General features: G+C 68.7%; 20 protein-coding genes and 3 pseudogenes. 13 read left to right on the top strand and 10 right to left on the bottom strand.

The genetic code is table 11. The features are described from left to right. Positions 1-410: pseudogene (locus OO71_RS50760) on the bottom strand (transposase); the annotation flags it as partial. A 227-nt stretch (positions 411-637) separates the two neighbouring features. On the opposite strand from OO71_RS50760, the gene OO71_RS45280 reads away from it, so the two are divergent. From OO71_RS45280 to OO71_RS45260, 5 genes and pseudogenes are all read left to right on the top strand, one after another. Continuing rightward, positions 638-2,032 carry a fatty acid desaturase gene (locus OO71_RS45280; RefSeq protein WP_033296311.1) on the top strand — a complete coding sequence of 465 codons (1,395 nt, stop codon included), beginning with the start codon at positions 638-640 and terminating at the stop codon, positions 2,030-2,032. Next, a complete protein-coding gene (locus tag OO71_RS45275; protein ID WP_033296310.1) occupies positions 2,032-2,223 on the top strand; it encodes a ferredoxin in 192 nt (63 codons plus the stop codon). The genes OO71_RS45280 and OO71_RS45275 overlap by 1 nt, the downstream gene beginning before the upstream one ends. Further along, positions 2,139-3,413, top strand: a pseudogene (locus OO71_RS45270) (NAD(P)/FAD-dependent oxidoreductase); the annotation flags it as partial. The gene OO71_RS45275 and the pseudogene OO71_RS45270, both read left to right, overlap by 85 nt. Position 3,414: 1 nt before the next feature. Further along, entirely contained in the window at positions 3,415-4,044 is a 630-nt protein-coding gene (locus OO71_RS45265; protein WP_033296308.1) for a TetR/AcrR family transcriptional regulator, read from the top strand. Between the two features lie 109 nt (positions 4,045-4,153). Further along, positions 4,154-4,555 (top strand): VOC family protein, encoded by a 402-nt coding sequence (locus OO71_RS45260; protein ID WP_033296307.1) that lies wholly within the window; start codon positions 4,154-4,156, stop codon positions 4,553-4,555. Here OO71_RS45260 and OO71_RS45255 read toward each other — a convergent pair. After that, positions 4,503-5,180, bottom strand: coding sequence for a CDP-alcohol phosphatidyltransferase family protein (locus OO71_RS45255; RefSeq protein WP_245633978.1), 678 nt, complete (start codon positions 5,178-5,180; stop codon positions 4,503-4,505). The genes OO71_RS45260 and OO71_RS45255 overlap by 53 nt on opposite strands. 102 nt (positions 5,181-5,282) lie before the next feature. On the opposite strand from OO71_RS45255, the gene OO71_RS45250 reads away from it, so the two are divergent. Genes OO71_RS45250 through OO71_RS45240 form a run of 3 tightly spaced genes read left to right on the top strand, consistent with a single transcriptional unit; the run spans position 5,283 to position 7,374 of the window. Then, positions 5,283-6,233, top strand: coding sequence for a zinc-dependent alcohol dehydrogenase (locus tag OO71_RS45250; RefSeq protein WP_033296305.1), 951 nt, complete (start codon positions 5,283-5,285; stop codon positions 6,231-6,233). A gap of 11 nt (positions 6,234-6,244) precedes the next feature. Then, positions 6,245-6,643, top strand: a complete 399-nt coding sequence (locus OO71_RS45245) for a 6-pyruvoyl trahydropterin synthase family protein (RefSeq protein WP_033296314.1) — start codon at positions 6,245-6,247, stop codon at positions 6,641-6,643. Beyond that, a complete protein-coding gene (locus tag OO71_RS45240; RefSeq protein ID WP_033296304.1) occupies positions 6,640-7,374 on the top strand; it encodes a class I SAM-dependent methyltransferase in 735 nt (244 codons plus the stop codon). The genes OO71_RS45245 and OO71_RS45240 overlap by 4 nt, the downstream gene beginning before the upstream one ends. Here OO71_RS45240 and ligD read toward each other — a convergent pair. Genes ligD through OO71_RS45225 form a run of 3 tightly spaced genes read right to left on the bottom strand, consistent with a single transcriptional unit; the run spans position 7,357 to position 10,068 of the window. Then, positions 7,357-8,322, bottom strand: a complete 966-nt coding sequence (ligD, locus tag OO71_RS45235) for a non-homologous end-joining DNA ligase (protein ID WP_033296303.1) — start codon at positions 8,320-8,322, stop codon at positions 7,357-7,359. The genes OO71_RS45240 and ligD overlap by 18 nt on opposite strands. Before the next feature lie 39 nt (positions 8,323-8,361). Next, on the bottom strand, positions 8,362-9,150 hold the full coding sequence (locus OO71_RS45230) for an oxygenase MpaB family protein (protein WP_033296302.1): 789 nt from the start codon (positions 9,148-9,150) through the stop codon (positions 8,362-8,364). A gap of 42 nt (positions 9,151-9,192) precedes the next feature. Continuing rightward, a complete protein-coding gene (locus tag OO71_RS45225; RefSeq protein ID WP_033296301.1) occupies positions 9,193-10,068 on the bottom strand; it encodes a LysR family transcriptional regulator in 876 nt (291 codons plus the stop codon). A 70-nt stretch (positions 10,069-10,138) separates the two neighbouring features. Here OO71_RS45225 and OO71_RS45220 point away from each other — a divergent pair, with 70 nt between their 5' ends. Continuing rightward, complete coding sequence (locus tag OO71_RS45220; protein ID WP_033296313.1) at positions 10,139-11,281, top strand: FAD-binding oxidoreductase; 1,143 nt, start codon at positions 10,139-10,141, stop codon at positions 11,279-11,281. A 1-nt stretch (position 11,282) separates the two neighbouring features. On the opposite strand, the gene OO71_RS45215 is transcribed toward OO71_RS45220, so the two are convergent. Then, a complete protein-coding gene (locus OO71_RS45215) occupies positions 11,283-11,687 on the bottom strand; it encodes a nitroreductase family deazaflavin-dependent oxidoreductase (RefSeq protein ID WP_033296300.1) in 405 nt (134 codons plus the stop codon). 85 nt (positions 11,688-11,772) lie between these two features. On the opposite strand from OO71_RS45215, the gene OO71_RS45210 reads away from it, so the two are divergent. Beyond that, positions 11,773-12,219: a MarR family winged helix-turn-helix transcriptional regulator gene (locus OO71_RS45210; protein ID WP_033296299.1), complete on the top strand. Its 447-nt coding sequence runs from the start codon at positions 11,773-11,775 to the stop codon at positions 12,217-12,219. On the opposite strand, the gene OO71_RS45205 is transcribed toward OO71_RS45210, so the two are convergent. Continuing rightward, on the bottom strand, positions 12,216-12,860 hold the full coding sequence (locus OO71_RS45205; protein ID WP_245633977.1) for a GNAT family N-acetyltransferase: 645 nt from the start codon (positions 12,858-12,860) through the stop codon (positions 12,216-12,218). The genes OO71_RS45210 and OO71_RS45205 overlap by 4 nt on opposite strands. Before the next feature lie 79 nt (positions 12,861-12,939). Between OO71_RS45205 and OO71_RS45200 the strand changes: the two genes are divergently transcribed. Further along, on the top strand, positions 12,940-13,788 hold the full coding sequence (locus OO71_RS45200) for a PaaX family transcriptional regulator (protein WP_033296297.1): 849 nt from the start codon (positions 12,940-12,942) through the stop codon (positions 13,786-13,788). Here the strand turns inward: OO71_RS45200 and OO71_RS45195 are convergent. Continuing rightward, a complete protein-coding gene (locus tag OO71_RS45195) occupies positions 13,778-14,170 on the bottom strand; it encodes a RidA family protein (RefSeq protein WP_033296296.1) in 393 nt (130 codons plus the stop codon). The two genes, OO71_RS45200 and OO71_RS45195, sit on opposite strands and share 11 nt — an antisense overlap. A gap of 66 nt (positions 14,171-14,236) precedes the next feature. Here OO71_RS45195 and OO71_RS45190 point away from each other — a divergent pair, with 66 nt between their 5' ends. After that, positions 14,237-16,588, top strand: coding sequence for a bifunctional salicylyl-CoA 5-hydroxylase/oxidoreductase (locus OO71_RS45190; protein WP_033296295.1), 2,352 nt, complete (start codon positions 14,237-14,239; stop codon positions 16,586-16,588). Beyond that, positions 16,585-17,724: an acyl-CoA dehydrogenase family protein gene (locus tag OO71_RS45185; RefSeq protein ID WP_033296294.1), complete on the top strand. Its 1,140-nt coding sequence runs from the start codon at positions 16,585-16,587 to the stop codon at positions 17,722-17,724. Before OO71_RS45190 ends, OO71_RS45185 begins: the two co-directional genes overlap by 4 nt. On the opposite strand, the gene OO71_RS45180 is transcribed toward OO71_RS45185, so the two are convergent. Further along, on the bottom strand, positions 17,699-18,394 hold the full coding sequence (locus OO71_RS45180) for a DUF2306 domain-containing protein (RefSeq protein WP_033296293.1): 696 nt from the start codon (positions 18,392-18,394) through the stop codon (positions 17,699-17,701). The genes OO71_RS45185 and OO71_RS45180 overlap by 26 nt on opposite strands. A 135-nt stretch (positions 18,395-18,529) precedes the next feature. Further along, positions 18,530-18,713: pseudogene (locus OO71_RS45175) on the bottom strand (IS30 family transposase); the annotation flags it as partial.

Raw genomic sequence — 18,713 nt, 5'->3', positions numbered from 1 at the left:
CAGCGAATCTTGCCCAGACCGGAACCGTGTTCGACGCCGCGGCGGGCGATCAGCGGGGTGATGCCGCGGGCTCGGACCAGGCGTCGGTACTTGTCGTGGTCGTAGCCGCGGTCGGCGTAGAGCCGCCTGGGCCGCCGGCGTGGCGTGCCGAATGGGCGGGACCGCGTCGAGCAACGGGATCAGCTGGGTGACGTCGTGACGGTGTCCGCCGGTCAGCGTGACGGCGAGCGGAGTGCCGTGCGCATCGGTGATGAGGTGGTGCTCGGAGCCGGGCTTGCGCCGGTCGACGTGGCGCCAGAGGCGCCGAACAGGGCCGTGGGCAGCCGGTTCCGGCCCATGCCGGTGTGCACGACCTAGAGGATGCCCTCCAACGCAGACCGGTCATCCGCACGACGTCGACCCGGAAAGCGAACCGTCACGGACATGCCGGTACCAACGGCTCGCACCCACAGCTGGCGGTCACGACCTGCTCACGCATCCGGCAATGCTGGAACACCCAACACCGCAACCGAAACCGACACCCCAGCTCATTCTGACCTGATCCCTTAGGATCGAAACTTTACATCTAGCCACCTCTTGTCAAACACGGTGTACATGACGTACCTTCTTGTAAAGCCAGCCAACGGAGGAGGGCGTGATGAGCGAGATGACCGGCACCGTGCCGCTCGGGTCCACCGAGCGCTGGACCGACCGGAAGCGGTACCTGTGGCTGATCGGCCTGGTCGTGCCGTCGCTGGCGTTCCTCGCGATCGGGCTGCACGCGGCGACCGGATGGGGCGTCTGGTTCTGGATCGGGCCGATCGTGATCCTGGTGATCGTGCCCGCGATCGACCTCGTCGCCGGGCTCGACCGGAGCAACCCGCCGGACGACGTGATCGAGCGGCTCGAACAGGACCGCTACTACCGCTGGATCACCTACCTCTTCCTGCCGATCCAGTACGTCGGGTTCGTCTTCGCGTTCTGGCTCATCGCGCGCGGCGACCTGTCCATTGTGGACAAGGTCGGGCTCGCGATCTCGATCGGCTGCATCGGCGGGATCGGCATCAACACCGCACACGAACTCGGTCACAAGAAAGAAAGCCACGAGCGCTGGCTGTCGAAAATCGCGCTGGCGCAAAGCTTCTACGGGCATTTCTACATCGAGCACAACCGTGGCCACCACGTGCGCGTGGCGACGCCAGAGGACCCGGCGAGCAGCCGCGTCGGCGAGAGCTTCTACCGGTTCTGGCCGCGGACGGTGTTCGGCTCGCTGAAATCCGCGTGGCGGCTGGAGCGCAAGCGGTACGCGCGCCGCGACCGGCACCCGTTCCGGATCGGCAACGACGTGCTCAACGCGTGGCTGATGTCGGCGGCGCTGTGGGTGGCGATGGTCGCGTGGCTGGGCGTCGGAATCCTGCCGTACCTGGTGATCCAGGCGGTGATCGGGTTCTCGCTGCTGGAAGTCGTGAACTACATGGAGCACTACGGGATGCTGCGGCAGCAGGCCGGACCACCGGAGCGACGCCGGTACGAGCGCGTGGATCCCAGCCACAGCTGGAATTCCAACAACATCGCCACCAACGTTCTGCTGTATCACCTGCAGCGGCACAGCGATCACCACGCCAACCCCACGCGGCGGTACCAGACTCTGCGTGACTTCGCCGAATCGCCGGTGCTGCCCACTGGGTACGCGGGGATGATCGTGCTGGCGCTGTTCCCGCCGTTGTGGCGGCGCGTGATGGACCAGCGGGTGCTCACGCATTTCGGTGGCGACCTCAGCCGGGCCAACATCCAGCCGTCGAAGCGGGCGAAAGTCCTTGCCCAGTATGGTGAGTCTGCTCCCGTTGCCGTGCTGGACGATGTGCGCGGGGACGCTTCCGAGGGTGGTATGTGCCCAGGTTGCGGATACGTCTACGACGAGCAGCGCGGGGACCCGCGGGAGGGCTTCCCGGCTGGTACACCGTGGTCGTCCATTCCGGACTCGTGGTGCTGTCCGGACTGCGGGGTAAGGGAAAAGGTCGACTTCGTGGCTCCCGGAAGGATGAGTGTGTGATGCGGATCGAAGCGGACCTGGGTAAATGTGACGGCCTGGGCATGTGCGAAGCAATGGCGCCGGACTTCTTCGAGGTCGGCGACGAGGGTACGGTCGTCGTGCTCGACTCGAACCCCGGCGAGGAACACCGCACCGACCTCGCCGCCGCAGTCGACGCCTGCCCGGTACTCGCGTTGAAACTGGTGTCATGACTCTCGCAGTGGTCGGCGCGTCGCTGGCCGGGCTGCGAGCGGTCGAATCCGCGCGCCGCACCGGGTATCCCGGCCGGATCGTCCTCATCGGAGCCGAGGAACACCTGCCGTACGACCGGCCACCGTTGTCCAAAGCGTTCCTCTCACCCGACGGACCTCGTGCAGTGGAACCATTTCTGCCCGCGGAGGAGCTACAGGAGCTGGGTGTCGAACTTCTCCTGGGCACCCGTGCTTTGAGCCTGGATCCCGTAGCGCGCCTGGTCGATACTGCCGCCGGTCCGGTCAGCTACGACACGCTCGTGATCGCCACTGGCGCCACCGCCCGAGTTCTCCCGGCCGCAGCCGGGATTTCCGGCATCCACCCTCTGCGCACCGCCGAGGACGCCGCCGCCGTCCGGTCCGCATTGGACAGTGGCGCCCGGACAGTCGTGATCGGCGCCGGGTTCATCGGCTCGGAAGTCGCGTCGGCAGCAAGGAAACGCGACCTCCCCGTGTCCATTGTGGAATCACTGGACACGCCGCTGGTCCGCGCGATCGGACCCGAGGTCGGTTCGGTGTGCGCCGAACTGCACCGCGAGGCAGGAACCGATCTCCGGCTGGGTACGGACGTCACCGGTTTCGAGGCCGAGAACGGTGCCGTGACCGGGGTCCGGCTGTCGACCGGCGAAGTGCTTCCAGCCGACCTCGTCGTCACCGGAATCGGCGCGGTACCGGCCACCGGCTGGCTCCGGGACAGCGGAATCCCGCTGCACGAACGCGACGGCGGCGTGATCTGCGACGCCACCCTCGCCGCCGCCCCCGGCGTGTACGCGGCCGGTGACGTCGCGCATGTGGCGAACTCGCTGTTCGACGGCGAACTGATGCGGCTGGAACACTGGACGAACGCGGCCGAGCAGGGTGCGGCCGCGGCGCGGCACGCGCTGGACCCCGCGAATGCGCGGGAGTTCAGCGCGGTGCCGTACTTCTGGTCGGACTGGTACGCACATCGGATCCAGTTCGTCGGAACCCCACGCGCGGACGAGGTCGTCGTCACCGGGCCGGGCTGCACCGCGCTCTACCGCCGCGGCGACCGGATCGTCGGCGCCTTCACCATCGACCGCCCGCGCGACATCATGAAGTACCGCAAGCGGATCGCCGCGCGGGCGCCGTGGCGCGAGGCAGTGGCGTTCGCGACGGAAATGGCCGCCTAGAATGACTGCCATGAGCGTGGTCCCGGTCCCGTCGTCCGAAGGCGGCCAGCACCGGCAGCCGATCATCACCGCTGCAATCGAACTCACCGCGCGTTCCGGCTGGTCCGCGGTCACGATGGCGCGGCTCGCCGAACTGGTGGGCGTGAGCAGGCAGACCGTGTACAACGAGATCGGCTCGAAACCGGCGCTCGCGGAAGCCATGATCGCGCACGAACTGGGCCGGTTCCTGGCCGTCGTCCGCGCCGCCTTCGAACGCCACCCGACCGACCTGGTGGAGGCGATCTACGACGCCGTCCGCGCGGTACTCGAACTGGCCGAGAACAACATCCTGCTGCGCGCCATCGCCTCGGCAACCCACGGCACGGACACGGAGTTCCTGCCCCTGCTGACCACCCGCGCCGGCACCCTCCTGACCGAGGCGAAAGCCGAACTGCACGACCGGGTGCGCAGCTACGCCCCACCCTTGGACGACAGCCAGCTCACCGTGGTGATGGACCTCGTGGTCCGCTCGGTGCTGAGCCATGTGATGCAACCGTCCGGCACGCCGTCATCCACGGCCGACGGGCTCGCATGGGTCGCCGCAAGGCTACTGGGAACGGCCCCACCTGCATCGATGCGCACCCGCTCCTGACCGGAGCCCGTCATCCATCCGGGGTTCGCCACGCTTGACAAATCTTCTTGTCAATGCCACGTTCGAAGGGTCCGCACCTACTGATCTTGCGAAAGGACGTACCGGGCCGATGACCGATCTCGTACCGTTCCTCATGTTCCAGAAGCGCGACGCCGGTGAGGCGATGGCCTTCTACACCTCGCTGTTCCCCGGGGATTCGGTGCTGTCCGAGCAGCGTTACGGCGCCGACGGGCCCGGGCCGGAGGGGACCGTCGTGATGGCCGAGTTCACCGTGGCCGGGCAGCGGGTCCGCTGCAGTGACAGCTTCGTCAAGCACGCCTTCGAGTTCACGCCGTCCAGCTCGTTGTTCGTGACCGTCGACTCGGAGGCCGAGCTCAAGCGGGTGTACGACGCACTGAGCGAGGGCGGCGGCACCCTCATGCCGATCGACGAGTACGGCTTCGGGCCGTTCGCGTGGGTCAACGACCGGTGGGGCGTGTCCTGGCAGCTGAGCGCACCCGGACAGGGCTGACGCGGTACAGCCACCGCACGTCGCGGGTGAAAGACCAGGTCAGGGCGGTCAATGCGAGGGCCGCGAGGGCCGTCGGGGTGATGCCTGCGGCGGCGGTCGTCAGGGCGATGCCCTGCAGGGCGGCCACGGCTTTGCGCGCGCGGCTCGGGGGGAGGTCGGCGCGCAGCCACGGCAGGAGCCACGCCGCGGCGACGAAGGCGTATCTCATCAGGCCGATCGCCAGCACCCACGGGCCTGTCGAGGCCGCGACCAGCGCGCTGAGCACCAGGATCAGGAACGCGTCCGCCTCCATGTCGAAGCGGGCGCCCAGCGCCGACGCGGTTCCGGTGCGGCGGGCGACCTGGCCGTCGACCGCGTCGAGCACCAGCGCGACTGCGGCGAGGGGGACCATCGCGACCACCGGCGGGGATCCCCCGGTCAGGTGATCTGCGACGAGCGCGGTGACCCCGCCGATGAGGGCGGCGCGGGCGAGCGTCACGTGGTCGGCGGGGCCGAGGCGAGCGATCCCGGTCCGCCGTACCGCGCTCGTGAGCAGCACGGACAGCCCGACGAGGTAGCCGAGGCCTGCCACCCAGCCGGCGAGACCGGCGCCCAGCAGCACCAGCAACGCGATCTGCGCGGTCACTGCCGGTGCCTGTTGGGCAACGGTTGAACCCAGCGCGGCCGGCGATCGTGTACACGTGGTGACAGCCATTGACCCTCGCTCCCGCGGTGACGGAGGACGACCTTGACACGGACCGCGTACGCCTTTTGGTTCACTTCGGCCGAAGGCGGCGAGATCCGGCCCGCCGAGGTACCCGACCCGGGTCCGGGCGAAGTGCTGGTCCGCACCCGATTTTCGGCGCTCAGCCGGGGCACCGAAAACCTCGTGCGACGCGGCGGAGTGCCGGAGAGCCAGTACGCCGTCATGCGCGCGCCGTACCAGGAAGGCGACTTTCCGTGGCCGGTCAAATACGGCTACCTGAACGTCGGCGAAGTCGTTGCCGGGCCGCCGGAACTGACCGGCCGCACGGTCTTCTGCCTCTACCCGCACCAGACCGAGTACGTCGTACCTGCGTCGGCGGTCACGGTGGTGCCGGACGACGTTCCGGCTGCGCGCGCGGTGCTCGCCGGCACGGTCGAGACCGCGGTGAACGCGCTGTGGGACGCGGCGCCGCTGATCGGCGACCGGATCGCGGTGGTCGGCGCGGGGATGGTCGGCTGCTGTGTCGCGCGGTTGCTGTCGCGGTTCCCGGGCGTCGACGTGCAGCTCGTCGACATCGATCCGGCGCGCGAACAGGTCGCGAACGCGTTCGGAATTCCTTACGCCAGCCCGGAAACGGCACAAGGCGAGCTCGACCTGGTGGTACACGCCAGCGCGACAGAAGCCGGGCTGACGCGGTCGCTCGAGCTGCTCCGGACCGAAGGCACGGTGGTGGAACTGAGCTGGTACGGCGACCGCCGCGTGTCATTGCCGCTCGGGGAGAACTTCCATTCGCGACGGCTCACGGTGCGCGGCAGCCAGGTCGGCACCGTTTCGCCCGCCGCACATCGCAGCTACGGCGACCGGATGGCATTGGCGTTGCGCTTGCTCGCCGATCCGGCGTTCGACGTGCTCATCACCGGGGAATCGACGTTCGCCGAGCTGCCCGGAATCGTCCGTGGCCCAGGATTGACGCACCGGATCACTTACCCGTGAAGGAGAAACCGTTGTTCAGTGTCACCGTGCGCGATCACATCATGGTCGCCCACAGCTTCCGCGGCGAGGTTTTCGGCCCGGCGCAACGGCTTCACGGCGCAACGTTCGTCGTCGACGCGACCTTCCGCCGGTCCGAATTGGACACTGACCACATCGTCGTCGACATCGGGCTCGCCACCCAGCAGCTGGGCGCCGTGCTCGCCGACCTGAACTACCGCAACCTCGACGACGAACCCGAATTCGCCGGGGTCAACACGTCCACGGAATTCCTCGCCAAGGTGATCGCCGACCGGCTCGCCGATCGCGTACACGCGGGTGAACTCGGCGAGGGTGCTCGGGGACTGTCCGGGATTTCAGTTGCCCTGCACGAATCCCATGTCGCTTCGGCCGGATACGAACGCGCGCTGTGACCACAGTGGACTCCTCCGGGTACGCACCGGAATGGCTGCGGCTGCGGGAACCGGCCGACGCCGAAGCCCGCGCGGCCGACCTCGTCGACCTCATCCCGAGGAAGACTCCGATGGTGATCCGCGACCTCGGCTGCGGCACCGGTTCCCTGGGCCGCTGGCTGTCCGGACGGCTCCCGACCCCACAACGGTGGATCCTGCACGACCTCGACCCACGGCTGCTGGAGATCGCCGCCCGCAGCCTTCCACACCCGACCACCGTCGAAGCCGTCGACATCACTCGGCTCACCGACCTCGGCGACACCACTCTGGTCACCGCGTCAGCACTACTGGACCTGTTGACCGCAAACGAAATCCGCCGTCTCGTACAGTCCTGTGCAGACTCCCGAATCCCGGCACTCTTCACGTTGTCCGTGACCGGAGCCGTCGAAATCACTCCACCGGACAAGGCGGACGCAGCACTCAGCGAGGCCTTCAACAACCACCAACGCCGCGAAGACCGCCTCGGCCCGGACGCCGTCGCGTTCACCGCACAGGAGTTCCGGAGTCGTGGTTGGACAGTCCACACCAGACCGTCACCCTGGCGGCTGGGCGCGGATCAACAACGCCTCATCACCACCTGGTACCAGGGATTCGTTGCGGCAGCGAAGGAACAAGACCCGAAGATACAAGTACCCAACCGCCGCATCACCAGCGTGATCGTGCACCACGCAGACCTACTCGCCCTCCCCTGACTTCCGCCGCGCCCGAGCCCGCCGCTTCCCCTCGTGCATGGCCGCCACCCGCGCGACCGGAATCGTGTGCCCCTCCGCGACCAGGTCGGCCGGTAACTCCTGCGGCGCAGGCAATTCCTCCGCCCACGGATCCGCCGACCCGAGCAGATCGAGCGCAGTCTTCACCGTGAAATCCGCCGGAGTCACCGAATCCGCATCGGCCCAGCGCACCGGGAACGACACCGGCGCCCCCGGCCGGATCCGCGGACTGTACACCGCCGCCACCGTCGCCCCACCGGCCCGAGTCGAGTCCAGAAACACCTTGCCATGACGGTCTTCGCGGATGAATGCCGTGGTCGCCAGCTCCGGGTCGATCCGTTCCGCCCGCGCCCCGACCGCCCGCGTCGCCGCCGCAACGTCCTCAAAGGACAGCCCGGTGACGAGCGGCACGAACACGTGCACGCCCTTCGACCCACTGGTCTTCAACGCACCGGCCAGCCCCACGTCGGCCAAGGCCTGCCGCACCAGCCGAGCCGCCGCCACCGCAACGGAGAACGGCGCACCCTCCGGCGGGTCGAGGTCCATGATCAGATCCGTCGGGCCCACCGGGTCGACGCGCGTGAGCGCCGGATGCAGCTCGACCGCCCGCTGATTGCCGAACCACAGCAACGTCCGCCGGTCGTTGCACAGTCCATAGGTGACTGTCCGTTGTGAACTCTCCGCCCACAGTTTCGCCCGCGACACCCATTCCGGCGTGTACTTCGGCAGGTTCTTCTGCATGAACGCGTCCTGCCCGCGCAGCACCCGCATCACCGACAGCGGACGGTCCCGCAGCACCGGCAGCAACCGTTCCGAAACGGCGTCGAAATAGTCGACGAGGTCCCGCTTGGTCACCCCGGAATCGGCGAACAGCTCCTGGTCGAGATGCGTCAGGGAAACGCCTTCGCGCACTTCATCGGGAGTGGCCATATCGCCACCATTGCCGAACACGGCATTCCGGTCAACCGCTTAGACGAGCGGTTTCCCGGCCCGCAGGCGACGCCGGAAGTCCGCGAGGCAGGCGTCGTACGGAAACCGCCGCGCGCGCAGCGGCAGCCGTTCCACCATCCGGCCGATCCCGCGCATGAGCCGGTCGAACCGGCGCTGATCCGCCGCCGACCACGGCAGCCGCATCTGCTCGCGGAACACCTCCGGCAGGAATCCCGTGGTCACGAAGCGGTGTAACCGTCCGAAAAGGAGCGGCCACGGGCGCGGCAGGAACTCCAGATTCGCGATGGCGGTGAGGTATTCGCGAAGCCGGTCGTCGATGTCGACCCGCGCGAGCCCGTCGGCCCAATACGCCGCAAACGCAGCCCGATCGACCGGCCATTGCTCCGGCCGTACCTGCAGCGTCGTACCCAGCACCACCGCATCGGCGTACCACGATTCCGGCGCCGGACAGCCGAGAAACGCGCGGTGCACGTCCTCGACCCCGTGGTACAGGCAAGCCGCGACCCACAACTGCAGGTCACGGTCGAAAGCGTGGTACTGCACCGGACTCGCGTCGGTGGAAACCACGTGGGCGTGCACCGTGTTCACCGCCCGCCGGTACGCCGCCCGCTCGTCGTCAGTGCCCAGCATCGCGACGGCGAGATACGTGACCGTGGTGCGCGAGCGTTTCAGCGGATGTTTGAAAAGATTCCCCGAATCGACCCGGCTTTCCAGCACGCCGTACCCCAAGCCCGGCCGCCCGAGCTGCATGATCACGTTCGCGCTGCCCGCGAGCAGGCTGACGCCGAGCATGCCGTCCGAAAGCATGCACCCAGGGGAACCCGTCCGTTGACGCCCTGTCAAGATCGGTCAGAGCACCGACCGGGCGAAGTCGATCAGCGCGCGAGCGGCAGGACCGGCGGGCGGGTCGGCCCGCCAGGCCAGCGCCAGCTGTCCGCGCAGCTCCGGGCGAAGCCGCAGCGCATGCAGCTCCTTGCGGTAGTACCGCGCCAGCGATTCCGGGATCAGCGCCACGCCGAGGTCGCGGACCGCGAGCTGCGCCAGCACGTTCGGGTCGCTCGCCTCGATCGTCACGCGCGGGTGCAGCCCGGCGGCGGCGAACCCTCGGTCGAGCACGCCGCGCAGGCCGGTACCTTTCGGCAGGCAGATGAGCGACCGCGTCGCCAGGTCGGCGAGCGAAACCTCGTCCCGCCCGGCGAACTCGTCACGCGGGCCGACGACGGCGACCAGTTCCTCGTCCAGCACGACCTGCGTGGTGAGCCCGGCCGGAACCCCGTCGGCCAGCCCGATCACGGCGACGTCCAGCCGTCCTTCGCGCAACGCCGCCACCATCACGTCGGAGTTCGCCTCACCCAGCGTGATCTCGACGCCCGGGTAGCGTTCGGCGAACCCGGCGAGGAAATCGGGCAGCGCGACCGGACCGGCCGACGTGACCATCCCCATCGCGACCTGGCCGCGGACCAGGCCCTCGTGCTCCGCGACCGTCTCGCGCACCGCCGCAACGGCGGCCAGCGCAGCACGCGCGTGCGGCAGGGCGGCGGCGCCGACGTCGGTGAGCCGCACGGCCCGGCCGGACCGGTCGAACAACGGCTGGCCCAGCTCGCGTTCCAGCCGCCGGATCTGCGCGCTGACGCCGGGTTGCGCGACGTGCATCCGGGCCGCCGCACGCGTGAAGTTGGCCTCGTCGGCTACGGCGACGAAGTACTCCAGCTGGTGCAGTTCCATAACCACTGATTCTAGCAACCGGAATCAGTATCTCTTGGACTTCTTGCCACCGATCCCGCAGGCTGACGGTATGCAGACGTTCACCCCTGACCAGGACGGTTACCGCGAAGAGATCGCCGGATTCCAGACCGGCATCCGCTCCACCCCGCAGCTCGTCGTCGTCGCAGAAACCGCGGCCGACGTCGCCGCCGCAGTCCGGCAGGCCGCCGAACGCGAGCTGCCGGTGTCGGTGCAAGCCACCGGCCACGGCCTGCGCGCACCCGCCGAGGGCGTGTTGATCTCGACGCGACGGATGACCGGCGTGACTGTCGACCCGAATCGCGCGGTGGCCCGGGTAGATGCGGGCGCGACCTGGGGCAGCGTGATCACGGCCGCCGCGGAGCACGGGCTCGCGCCGCTGAGTGGTTCGGCACCCGGCGTCGGCGTGGTCGGCTACACGCTCGGCGGCGGTTTCGGCTTGCTGGGACGGCATTTCGGCCTCGCGTCCGACCGCGTGCGCGCCGCCGACGTCGTCCTCCCCGACGGCACGGCCACCCGCGGCCCGCTCGGCACTGGCATCGTCACCGCGCTGGAATTCGGGCTCGTCCCGGTGACCGCGCTCTACGGCGGCGGCCTGTACTTCGACACCGCCAAGATCCCCGACGTCCTGCGCACCTGGCGCGACTGGACCACCGGCCTCCCCGACACCGTCGGCACCTCGGTGGCGCTCCTGCCGTACCCGGACCTGCCGATGGTGCCGGAACCGTTGCGGGGCAAGCACATTGCCCACGTTCGCGTGGCCTACCTCGGCACCGGCGGCGACCGGCTGGTCGCGCCGCTGCGTGCCCTCGGCCCGCTGCAGGACACCCTCGTCACGATGCCGTTCACCGACTCCGGCCAGATCGCCGCCGAGCCGCCGCACCCGCATTCGTACCTCGGCGACAACCGCGTCCTGCCGGCCCTGCCCGACGACATCCTGACCGCGGTCCTCGACCACGCGGGCCCTGGCGCACCCGTGCCGACCGTGCTGATCATCGACCTGCTCGGCGGCGCCTACCAGCATTCGTCAGCACCGGATTTCACCCCGGATTCGCGCTACACCGTGCGCGCGCTGTCGGTGGTGGAACCCGATGCGGCAACCGTGCAAACCGCGCACGCCAAGCTGTTCGCCCAGCTGGACGCGCCATCGACCGGACGGCTGCGCAGCTTCGTGTACGGGCAGCCGCTCGGGTAGTTCAGCGTTCGAGAACGACCACCGGGATCACCCGGTCGGTCTTCTTCTCGTAGTCCGCGAAGGTCGGGATGGCGGCGACGAACCCGGCGTACAGCCGGTCGCGCTCGGCCCGGTCCTCGACCACCTTCGCGGTGACCGGGAACGTGTCGGTGCCGACCTCGACCGTCACCCCAGGATGCGCGATGACGTTGTGGTACCAGGCGGAATTGGTGTCCGCACCGGCGTTGGTCGGGGTGATCACCAGCCGGTCGCCGTCGGTCGTGTAGACGAGCGGGGTGATGCGCTGCGCACCGCTTTTCGCGCCGGTGTGGGTGAGCAGCAGCAGGGTCTTGCCCTCGAAGTAGCCGCCGACCTTGCCGCTGTTCGCGCGGAACTCTTCGATGATGGCCTGGTTCTGGTCTGACATCTGCCACTCCCCTGTTGTTGATGCGACAACGAACCTAGAATTCCGCCAGTCGGGCTGTCAACACCCACGCCGGTACTGTCGCGGCATGGCCACCGAACCGGGTCCGAGTGTCGAGGACGGGGTGCGCGAGCTGCTGCTGCTCATGCCCCGACTGGTCGGGCGCGCGAAGCGGACGCCGCCGCCCCCGGAACTCGACGACGTCTCCCTCGCGCCACGGCATCTGTCCCTGCTGGCCTACCTGCTGTTCGACGGCCCGATGACAGTCACCGAACTGGCCGGACGGCTGGAGGTCGCACCCACGACGGCGAGCCTGATGGTCGGCGATCTGTCCCGCCAGGGGGTACTGGAACGCACCGAGGACCAGGACGACCGGCGCCGCACGATCGTGAGCATCAGCGAGGAGAAGCGTCCGGCAGTGGACGCATGGCTCGCGCGCGGCGCGAAGGCGTGGCAGCACGCGCTCACCCCGCTCAGCCCGGCTGAACGCGCGTTGGTGATCAACACGCTGAAGGTCTTCGAACAGTACGGCTAGGAAACGCTCAGCCACTGCGCCTGCGGACCCCCGCACTGCCGAGGCCACGCGACGTCGTGCTGGTACCACCAAGCCGCACCGGCCCGGCCATTCGGCAGCGTGTAGTGCGGCGGCCCCGCCACCCGGCGCAACCCGGCGGCTTCCAACGACCGTCCGCTCGCGACGTTGCCGACCTCCGCGCCTGCCCGGACCCGCGAAAGGCCCAGGTGTTCGTGCGCCAGCACGAGACCGGCCGCGAACAGCTCCCGTCCGAAGCCGTGGCCGCGGTAGCCGGGGGCGAGGTAACCGCCGGTTTCCGGGCCGCCGTCCTCGCCTGCGTGCACACTCACGAGACCCGCGCAACGGCCCGCCGTGAGGTCGATCGCGACGACGTCCACCGACTGCGGGTCCGGCTTCGTCCATTCCGGACCGGTGCCCGGCGTGACCCGCAGTGCCTCGGTCCGCATCGGTTCGGCCACCACCGACCCGGGCAGCCAGCCGAGCCAGCGCTGGGCGTCGGGATCACTGCCGCAGGCGACGGCGGCTGCGTACTCCCACGCCGTGGGGGTGCGAAAGAGGAACCGGCCGAGCGCGAAGGCGTGCCCCCGGCGGTCGCAGGTGCGTTTCGCCATGAGCCGGCCGCGGCGGGTCAGCCTGCTCACCAAAGGTGCTTCGCTCACAAACGCCATGGCGAGGAAAATGCTACCCGCCCCGCCCGGGTCCGCTTGTTATGGTGACCGAGTGACGGCCGTACCGGAAACAACCGATGTCGACGCCGGGCGTGCCGCCCAGCCCCGCCATCTCATCGTGTCGGTTTATGGCGTGCACCACCAGGCAGGCGGCGAGTGGCTGTCCGTCGCCTCGCTGATCGACGTGCTCGCCGCGGTCGGGGTGGACGAGCCTGCCGTGCGGTCGTCGATCTCCCGGCTGAAGCGCCGCGCGGTGCTCGAAGCCGTGCGCCGCGACGGGGCCGCCGGGTACGAATTGTCCGGTACCGCCCTGGAATTACTGCGCGAAGGGGACGAACGGATCTTCCGCCGCGACCGCGCGAAGCTCGCCGACGGCTGGCTGCTGGCGGTGTTCTCGGTGCCGGAAACCGAACGGCACAAGCGGCACGTACTGCGGACCCAGCTGTCCCGGCTCGGTTTCGGCACGGCTTCCTCCGGCGTCTGGATCGCGCCCGCGCACCTGTACGAGGTCACCGTCGGCACCTTGACGCGGCTCGGCCTCGCCGAGTACGCCGACCTGTTCCGCGCCGAGCACCTCGCCTTCGGCGACCCGCGAGACAAGGTGCACGAGTGGTGGGACCTGGACCAGCTCGACGAGCTGTACACGGCCTTCCTCGACGAGCACGAACCGGCCTTGCGCCGCTGGCAGCGCCGCCGCACCACCCCCGCCGACGAGGCGTTCGCCGACTACCTGCGCGTGCTCACCGGCTGGCGGCGGATGCCGTACCTCGACCCGTGCCTGCCCGCCGAGCTGCTGCCCGCCGGATGGTCCGGCATCCGCGCCGCGGAGGTGTTCTTCGCCCTGCACGACCGGCTCGAGGACGCCGCGCGCACGTATCTCGGGCAGGTTCTCAGCGGTTGACCACGGCGAAGCCCTGCACTTCCACCAGCGCTTCGACGTCCCACAGCCGCCGTACCCCGATGCCGGCCATCGCCGGGTAATCCGCGCCGGCCAGCCGCTTCCAGACCCGGCCGATGTCACGGGCGTGCGCCTTGTAGTCGTCCATGTCGACGATGTACACGGTGAGGCTGCACAGGTCCGCGGGCTCGCCACCGGCCGCACGCAACGCGGTGAGCAGGTTGCCGAGCGCGTGCTCGAACTGCTCCACCACGCCGTCGCCGACGATCCGGCCCTCGGGGTCCAGCGCGGTCTGCCCGGCGAGGAACACGAACCGGCCCTCGGCCGCGACCGCGTGCGAGAACCCGGACGGCTTGCCGAGCTCGGGGGGATTGATCCGTTCCATGCCCGGGAGCGTAACCCATCTATCGTCTTCTTGACGACCGTGCGGTAAACAACATAACCTGGGTGGGTGCGGATATCAGTCGTCGGCGGTGGGCCTGCGGGCCTCTACTTCGCCGTGCTCGCGAAACAACTCGGCCCGGACCACGAGATCACGGTCTGGGAGCGCAACGCGCCGGACGACACGTTCGGCTTCGGCGTCGTCTTCTCCGACGAGACGCTCGGCGGAATCGAACACGCCGACGCGGCCGTCCACGAGGCGATGAGCCGGGAGTTCGCGCGATGGGACGACATCGACGTGCACTATCGCGGCACCGTCTCGACATCCGGTGGACACGGGTTCGCCGCGATGAGCCGGAAGCGGCTGCTGGCGATCCTGCAGCAGCGGTGCCGCGAAATGGGCATTGATGTCCGGTTCCAGACGCTCGCGCCGGACCCCGCGGAGCTGGCGGCGGAGTACGACCTCGTGATCGCCGCCGACGGCGTGAACTCGGCCATGCGGGCGGCGTTCGCCGACTCGTTCCGGCCGACCGTCGAGACGCGGCAATGCCGGTACATCTGGCTGGGCACCGACCTCGTCTTCGACGCGTTCAAGTTCTACATCCTGGAAACGCCGTACGGGGTCATGCAGGTCCACGGGTATCCATACGGCAGCGACGGCAGCACATTCATCCTCGAGATGCACGAGGACGTCTGGCAGCGCGCGTTCGGGCCGATCGCCGCCACCGGGCTCGGGCCGGGCGAGAGCGACGAGAAGTCGATCGAGCTGATCCGCCAGCTCTGCGGCGACATCTTCGACGGGCACCAGCTGCTGGCCAACAACTCCAAGTGGGCCACGTTCGGCACCGTCCGCTGCGAGAACTGGGTCCACGACAACGTGGTGCTGCTCGGCGACGCCGCGCACACCGCGCATTTCTCCATCGGGTCGGGCACGAAGCTCGCGATGGAGGACGCGCTTGCGCTGGCCGCGTGCCTGCACGAGCAGCCGAGCGTGCCGGAAGCCCTTGCCGCGTATGAAGAAGAGCGACGTCCGGTGGTCGCGTCCACGCAGCGGGCCGCGCAGGCGAGCCTGGAGTGGTTCGAGAACCTGGGGCAGTACACGGACCAGGAACCGGAGCAGTTCGCGTTCAACATTCTTACCCGCAGCCGCCGCGTCACTTACGACAATCTGAAGCTGCGGGACCGTGAATTCGCTGCGTCGCTCGACGAATGGTTTGCCGGGTCGCTCGGCACTTCGGTCGCGCCGCCGATGTTCCAGCCGGTGAAAATCGGTTCGCTGGAGCTGCCGAACCGGATCGTGGTGTCGCCGATGGACATGTACTCCTCGGTCGACGGCGTTCCCGGCGAATTCCACCTGGTGCACTTGGGAAGCAAGGCGCTCGGCGGGGCCGGAATGGTCATGACGGAAATGATCTGCGTGTCCGCCGAGGGCCGGATCACGCCGGGCTGCCCCGGGCTGTACAACGCCGAGCAGGAAAGCGCGTGGCAGCGGATCGTCGAGTTCGTGCACCGCGAAACTCCGGCGAAAATCGGGCTGCAGCTGGGACATTCCGGGCGCAAGGGTTCCACGAAACTGATGTGGGACGGGATCGACGACCCGTTGCCGGAAGGCAACTGGGAGGTCTGCGCGCCCTCGCCGCTGCCGTATTCGCCGAACAACCAGACGCCGCGTGCGCTGAGTGTGGCGGAATTGGCGGAGATTCGCGACCAGTTCGTCGCGGCAACGAAGTCGGCCGCGCGGGCCGGGTTCGACCTGCTGGAACTGCACTGTGCGCACGGCTATCTGCTGTCGTCGTTCCTCTCCCCGCTCACGAACCATCGCACCGATCAATACGGCGGTTCACCGGAAAACCGGCTGCGTTTCCCGCTCGAGGTGTTCGACGCAATGCGGGAAGTCTGGCCCGCCGACCGGCCGCTGACGGTGCGTATTTCGGCGACTGACTGGTTCGAGGGCGGCAACGACGCCGACGAAGCGGTGGCCATCGCGAAAGCGTTCGCCGAACACGGCGCGGCGGCCATCGACGTGTCCACCGGCCAGGTCGTGAGCGAGGAAGAGCCGAAGTTCGGGCGTAGCTACCAGACGCCGTACGCGGACCGGATTCGCAACGAGGTCGGACTTCGCTATGGCACGGCAGTGATCGCGGTCGGCGCGATTTCCTCGTACGACGACGTGAACTCGCTCATCCTGGCCGGTCGCGCGGATCTGTGCGCCCTCGGCCGGACCCACCTGTTCAATCCACAGTGGACACTGCACGCGGCGGCCGCGCAGGAGTACCCGATGGCGTGGCCGAAGCAGTGGGCAGCCGGGAAACGGCCGCCGCAGACCGGCCGTTCGGACGGCCCCGAGCCGCGGCTGGACCTGGTCCGCACCGGCGGCCACCAGACCGCACATGCCCGCTGGCGACCGGAGAGTGCCCGATGAACGCCTTCGCATTCACGCCGGAACAGACCGCGTACGCAGCGTCCGTGCGGCAGATCGCCGCCGAGCAGCTCGTCGCGCTGGCTGCCGCCGGGGAGGAGGGCGCAGTCAACCGGCCGCTGCTCAAGGCCATGGGTGCGCACGGTTTGCTGGCGCGGCTGTTCCCCGGGGTCGAAAGTGGACAGCCGACTCGGCAGGCCGCAGCGACCGACCTGTGCCTGCTTCGGGAAGCCCTCGCGACCCAGAGCACCGAGGCCGAGACCGCGTTGGCGTTGCAGGGATTGGGAAGCTACCCGGTCCTGCAGTCCGGTTTGGACGAACAGGTCCAGCGTTGGCTGCCCGCAGTGGCAGCGGGTGACGCGGTGGCGGCCTTCGCACTCACCGAACCGGAGGCTGGTTCGGACGCCGCCGCACTGCAGCTGGCGGCTGAACCCGACGGGGACGGCTGGCGGCTCACCGGCACCAAGATGTGGATCTCGAACGCGCCGGAAGCCGATTTCTACACTGTTTTCGCCCGGACGACGCCGGATGCCGGGTCACGCGGGGTGAGCGCTTTTGTGGTTCCCGGGGATCGGGCTGGCGTGAGTGGCGAGCACCTCGATCTCGTGAGCCCGCATCCGATCGGCACCGTGGTGTTCGACGGCGTCCGGGTGCACCGGAATGAGCTGCTGGGCGAGGAAAACCGCGGATTTGTCGTTGCCATGCGGACGCTGGATTTGTTCCGGCCGAGTGTCGGTGCCTTCGCGGTCGGGATGGCGCAAGCCGCATTGGACGCAACGGTGAGCTATACGGCGTCGCGCGAAGCATTCGGTGGGCCGTTGGTGAAGCAGCAAACGGTGGCGCACACGATGGCGGAAATGGCGACGCGCACGGAAGCCTCGCGACTGCTGGTGTACGCAGCTGCCGCAGCCTACGACGCGGGCGAACAGAATCTGGCCGGACGTGCGGCTATGGCAAAACTGTTCGCGACGGAGTCCGCGCAATACGTGGTGGACCAGGCGGTACAGCTGCACGGCGCCCGGGCCTTGCGGCGAGGTCACCTGCTGGAGCACCTCTACCGCGAGGTCCGGGCGCCGCGTATTTACGAAGGCGCGTCGGAGATTCAGCGGACCATTATCGCGCGATCTTTGCAGAAGTAGGTTTCCGGTCCAGCCAAAGCTGTGCGCCCATCAAGGCCAGGGTCCAGCTCACCCAGGCGGCAATTGCCGACACCGACTGCATCAGCGCAATTTCGCTGCCGCCGAAGGTCGTGGGTACCTGGGGTTCCAGGAACATCACAGCAAGCGGTGCGATCAGCCGGTTGAGAATGATCGACATGGTGAGCGCGAAACTGCGGATCATCCAGCGCCGGTGGTCGCCGAACCGACGTTCGCGAGCGGCGCGGTAGCCAGCGCCCGTGACGCCCAGCCACACGACGGCCAGCAGCACGTCGCTGGCCCGCGTGGCCGGGCCGAACGGGCTCGCCGCGCCGATCGTGAGCGCCATCAGGCCGGACGGCAGGACCCCGGCGAACACGTACACCCGGCCGGAGTAACGGTGCAGCGTCGGGTACCGCCGCCGGATCCACGGCCAGATCTGCAGCACCGCGGTCACCATCGCGATCGACCCGAACACCACGTGCCCGACCAGGAACCAGTAATGCGCGCCGAACGACGCCGGTACTCGCGACTGGGCCGGGTCGAACGCCAGGTACGGCGGCAGTGAGTACGCCAGGAAGGCGACCACCAGCAGGCCCAGCGGCGTTACCCACGACCAGCTCTTGGATGGCTTCGTCGCTCTCGGTGGTCGAAGATCTGTCCCCGCCGTCATGTCCGCCACACTCCCTCGCTAGTCCCGGCTGACATTCCGAAACTAGGCCGGGAGAGGGGGCGCAACCATGGTGCCGACCGGCGTCACGACGGTGGGGACAGCCTTACCATCCAGGGGTGGTTGCAACGCGGGTGGTTAGTTGGTGTGGGTGAGGAGTGTAGTGAGGCGTTCGGCGGGGGTGTCCCAGTCGAGTGTTTTGCGGGGGCGGCGGTTGAGTTGGGCGGCGACGGCGGCGAGGTGTTCGGCGGTGTGGGCTGAGAGGTCGGTGCTTTTGGGGAAGTACTGGCGGAGCAGGCCGTTGGTGTTTTCGTTGCTGCCG

The organism is Amycolatopsis jejuensis (assembly GCF_000717335.1).
Taxonomy (GTDB): Bacteria; Actinomycetota; Actinomycetes; order Mycobacteriales; family Pseudonocardiaceae; genus Amycolatopsis; species Amycolatopsis jejuensis.
The sequence above is the reverse complement of the archived record's forward strand: the minus strand, read 5'-3'. Positions and strand labels throughout refer to the sequence as shown.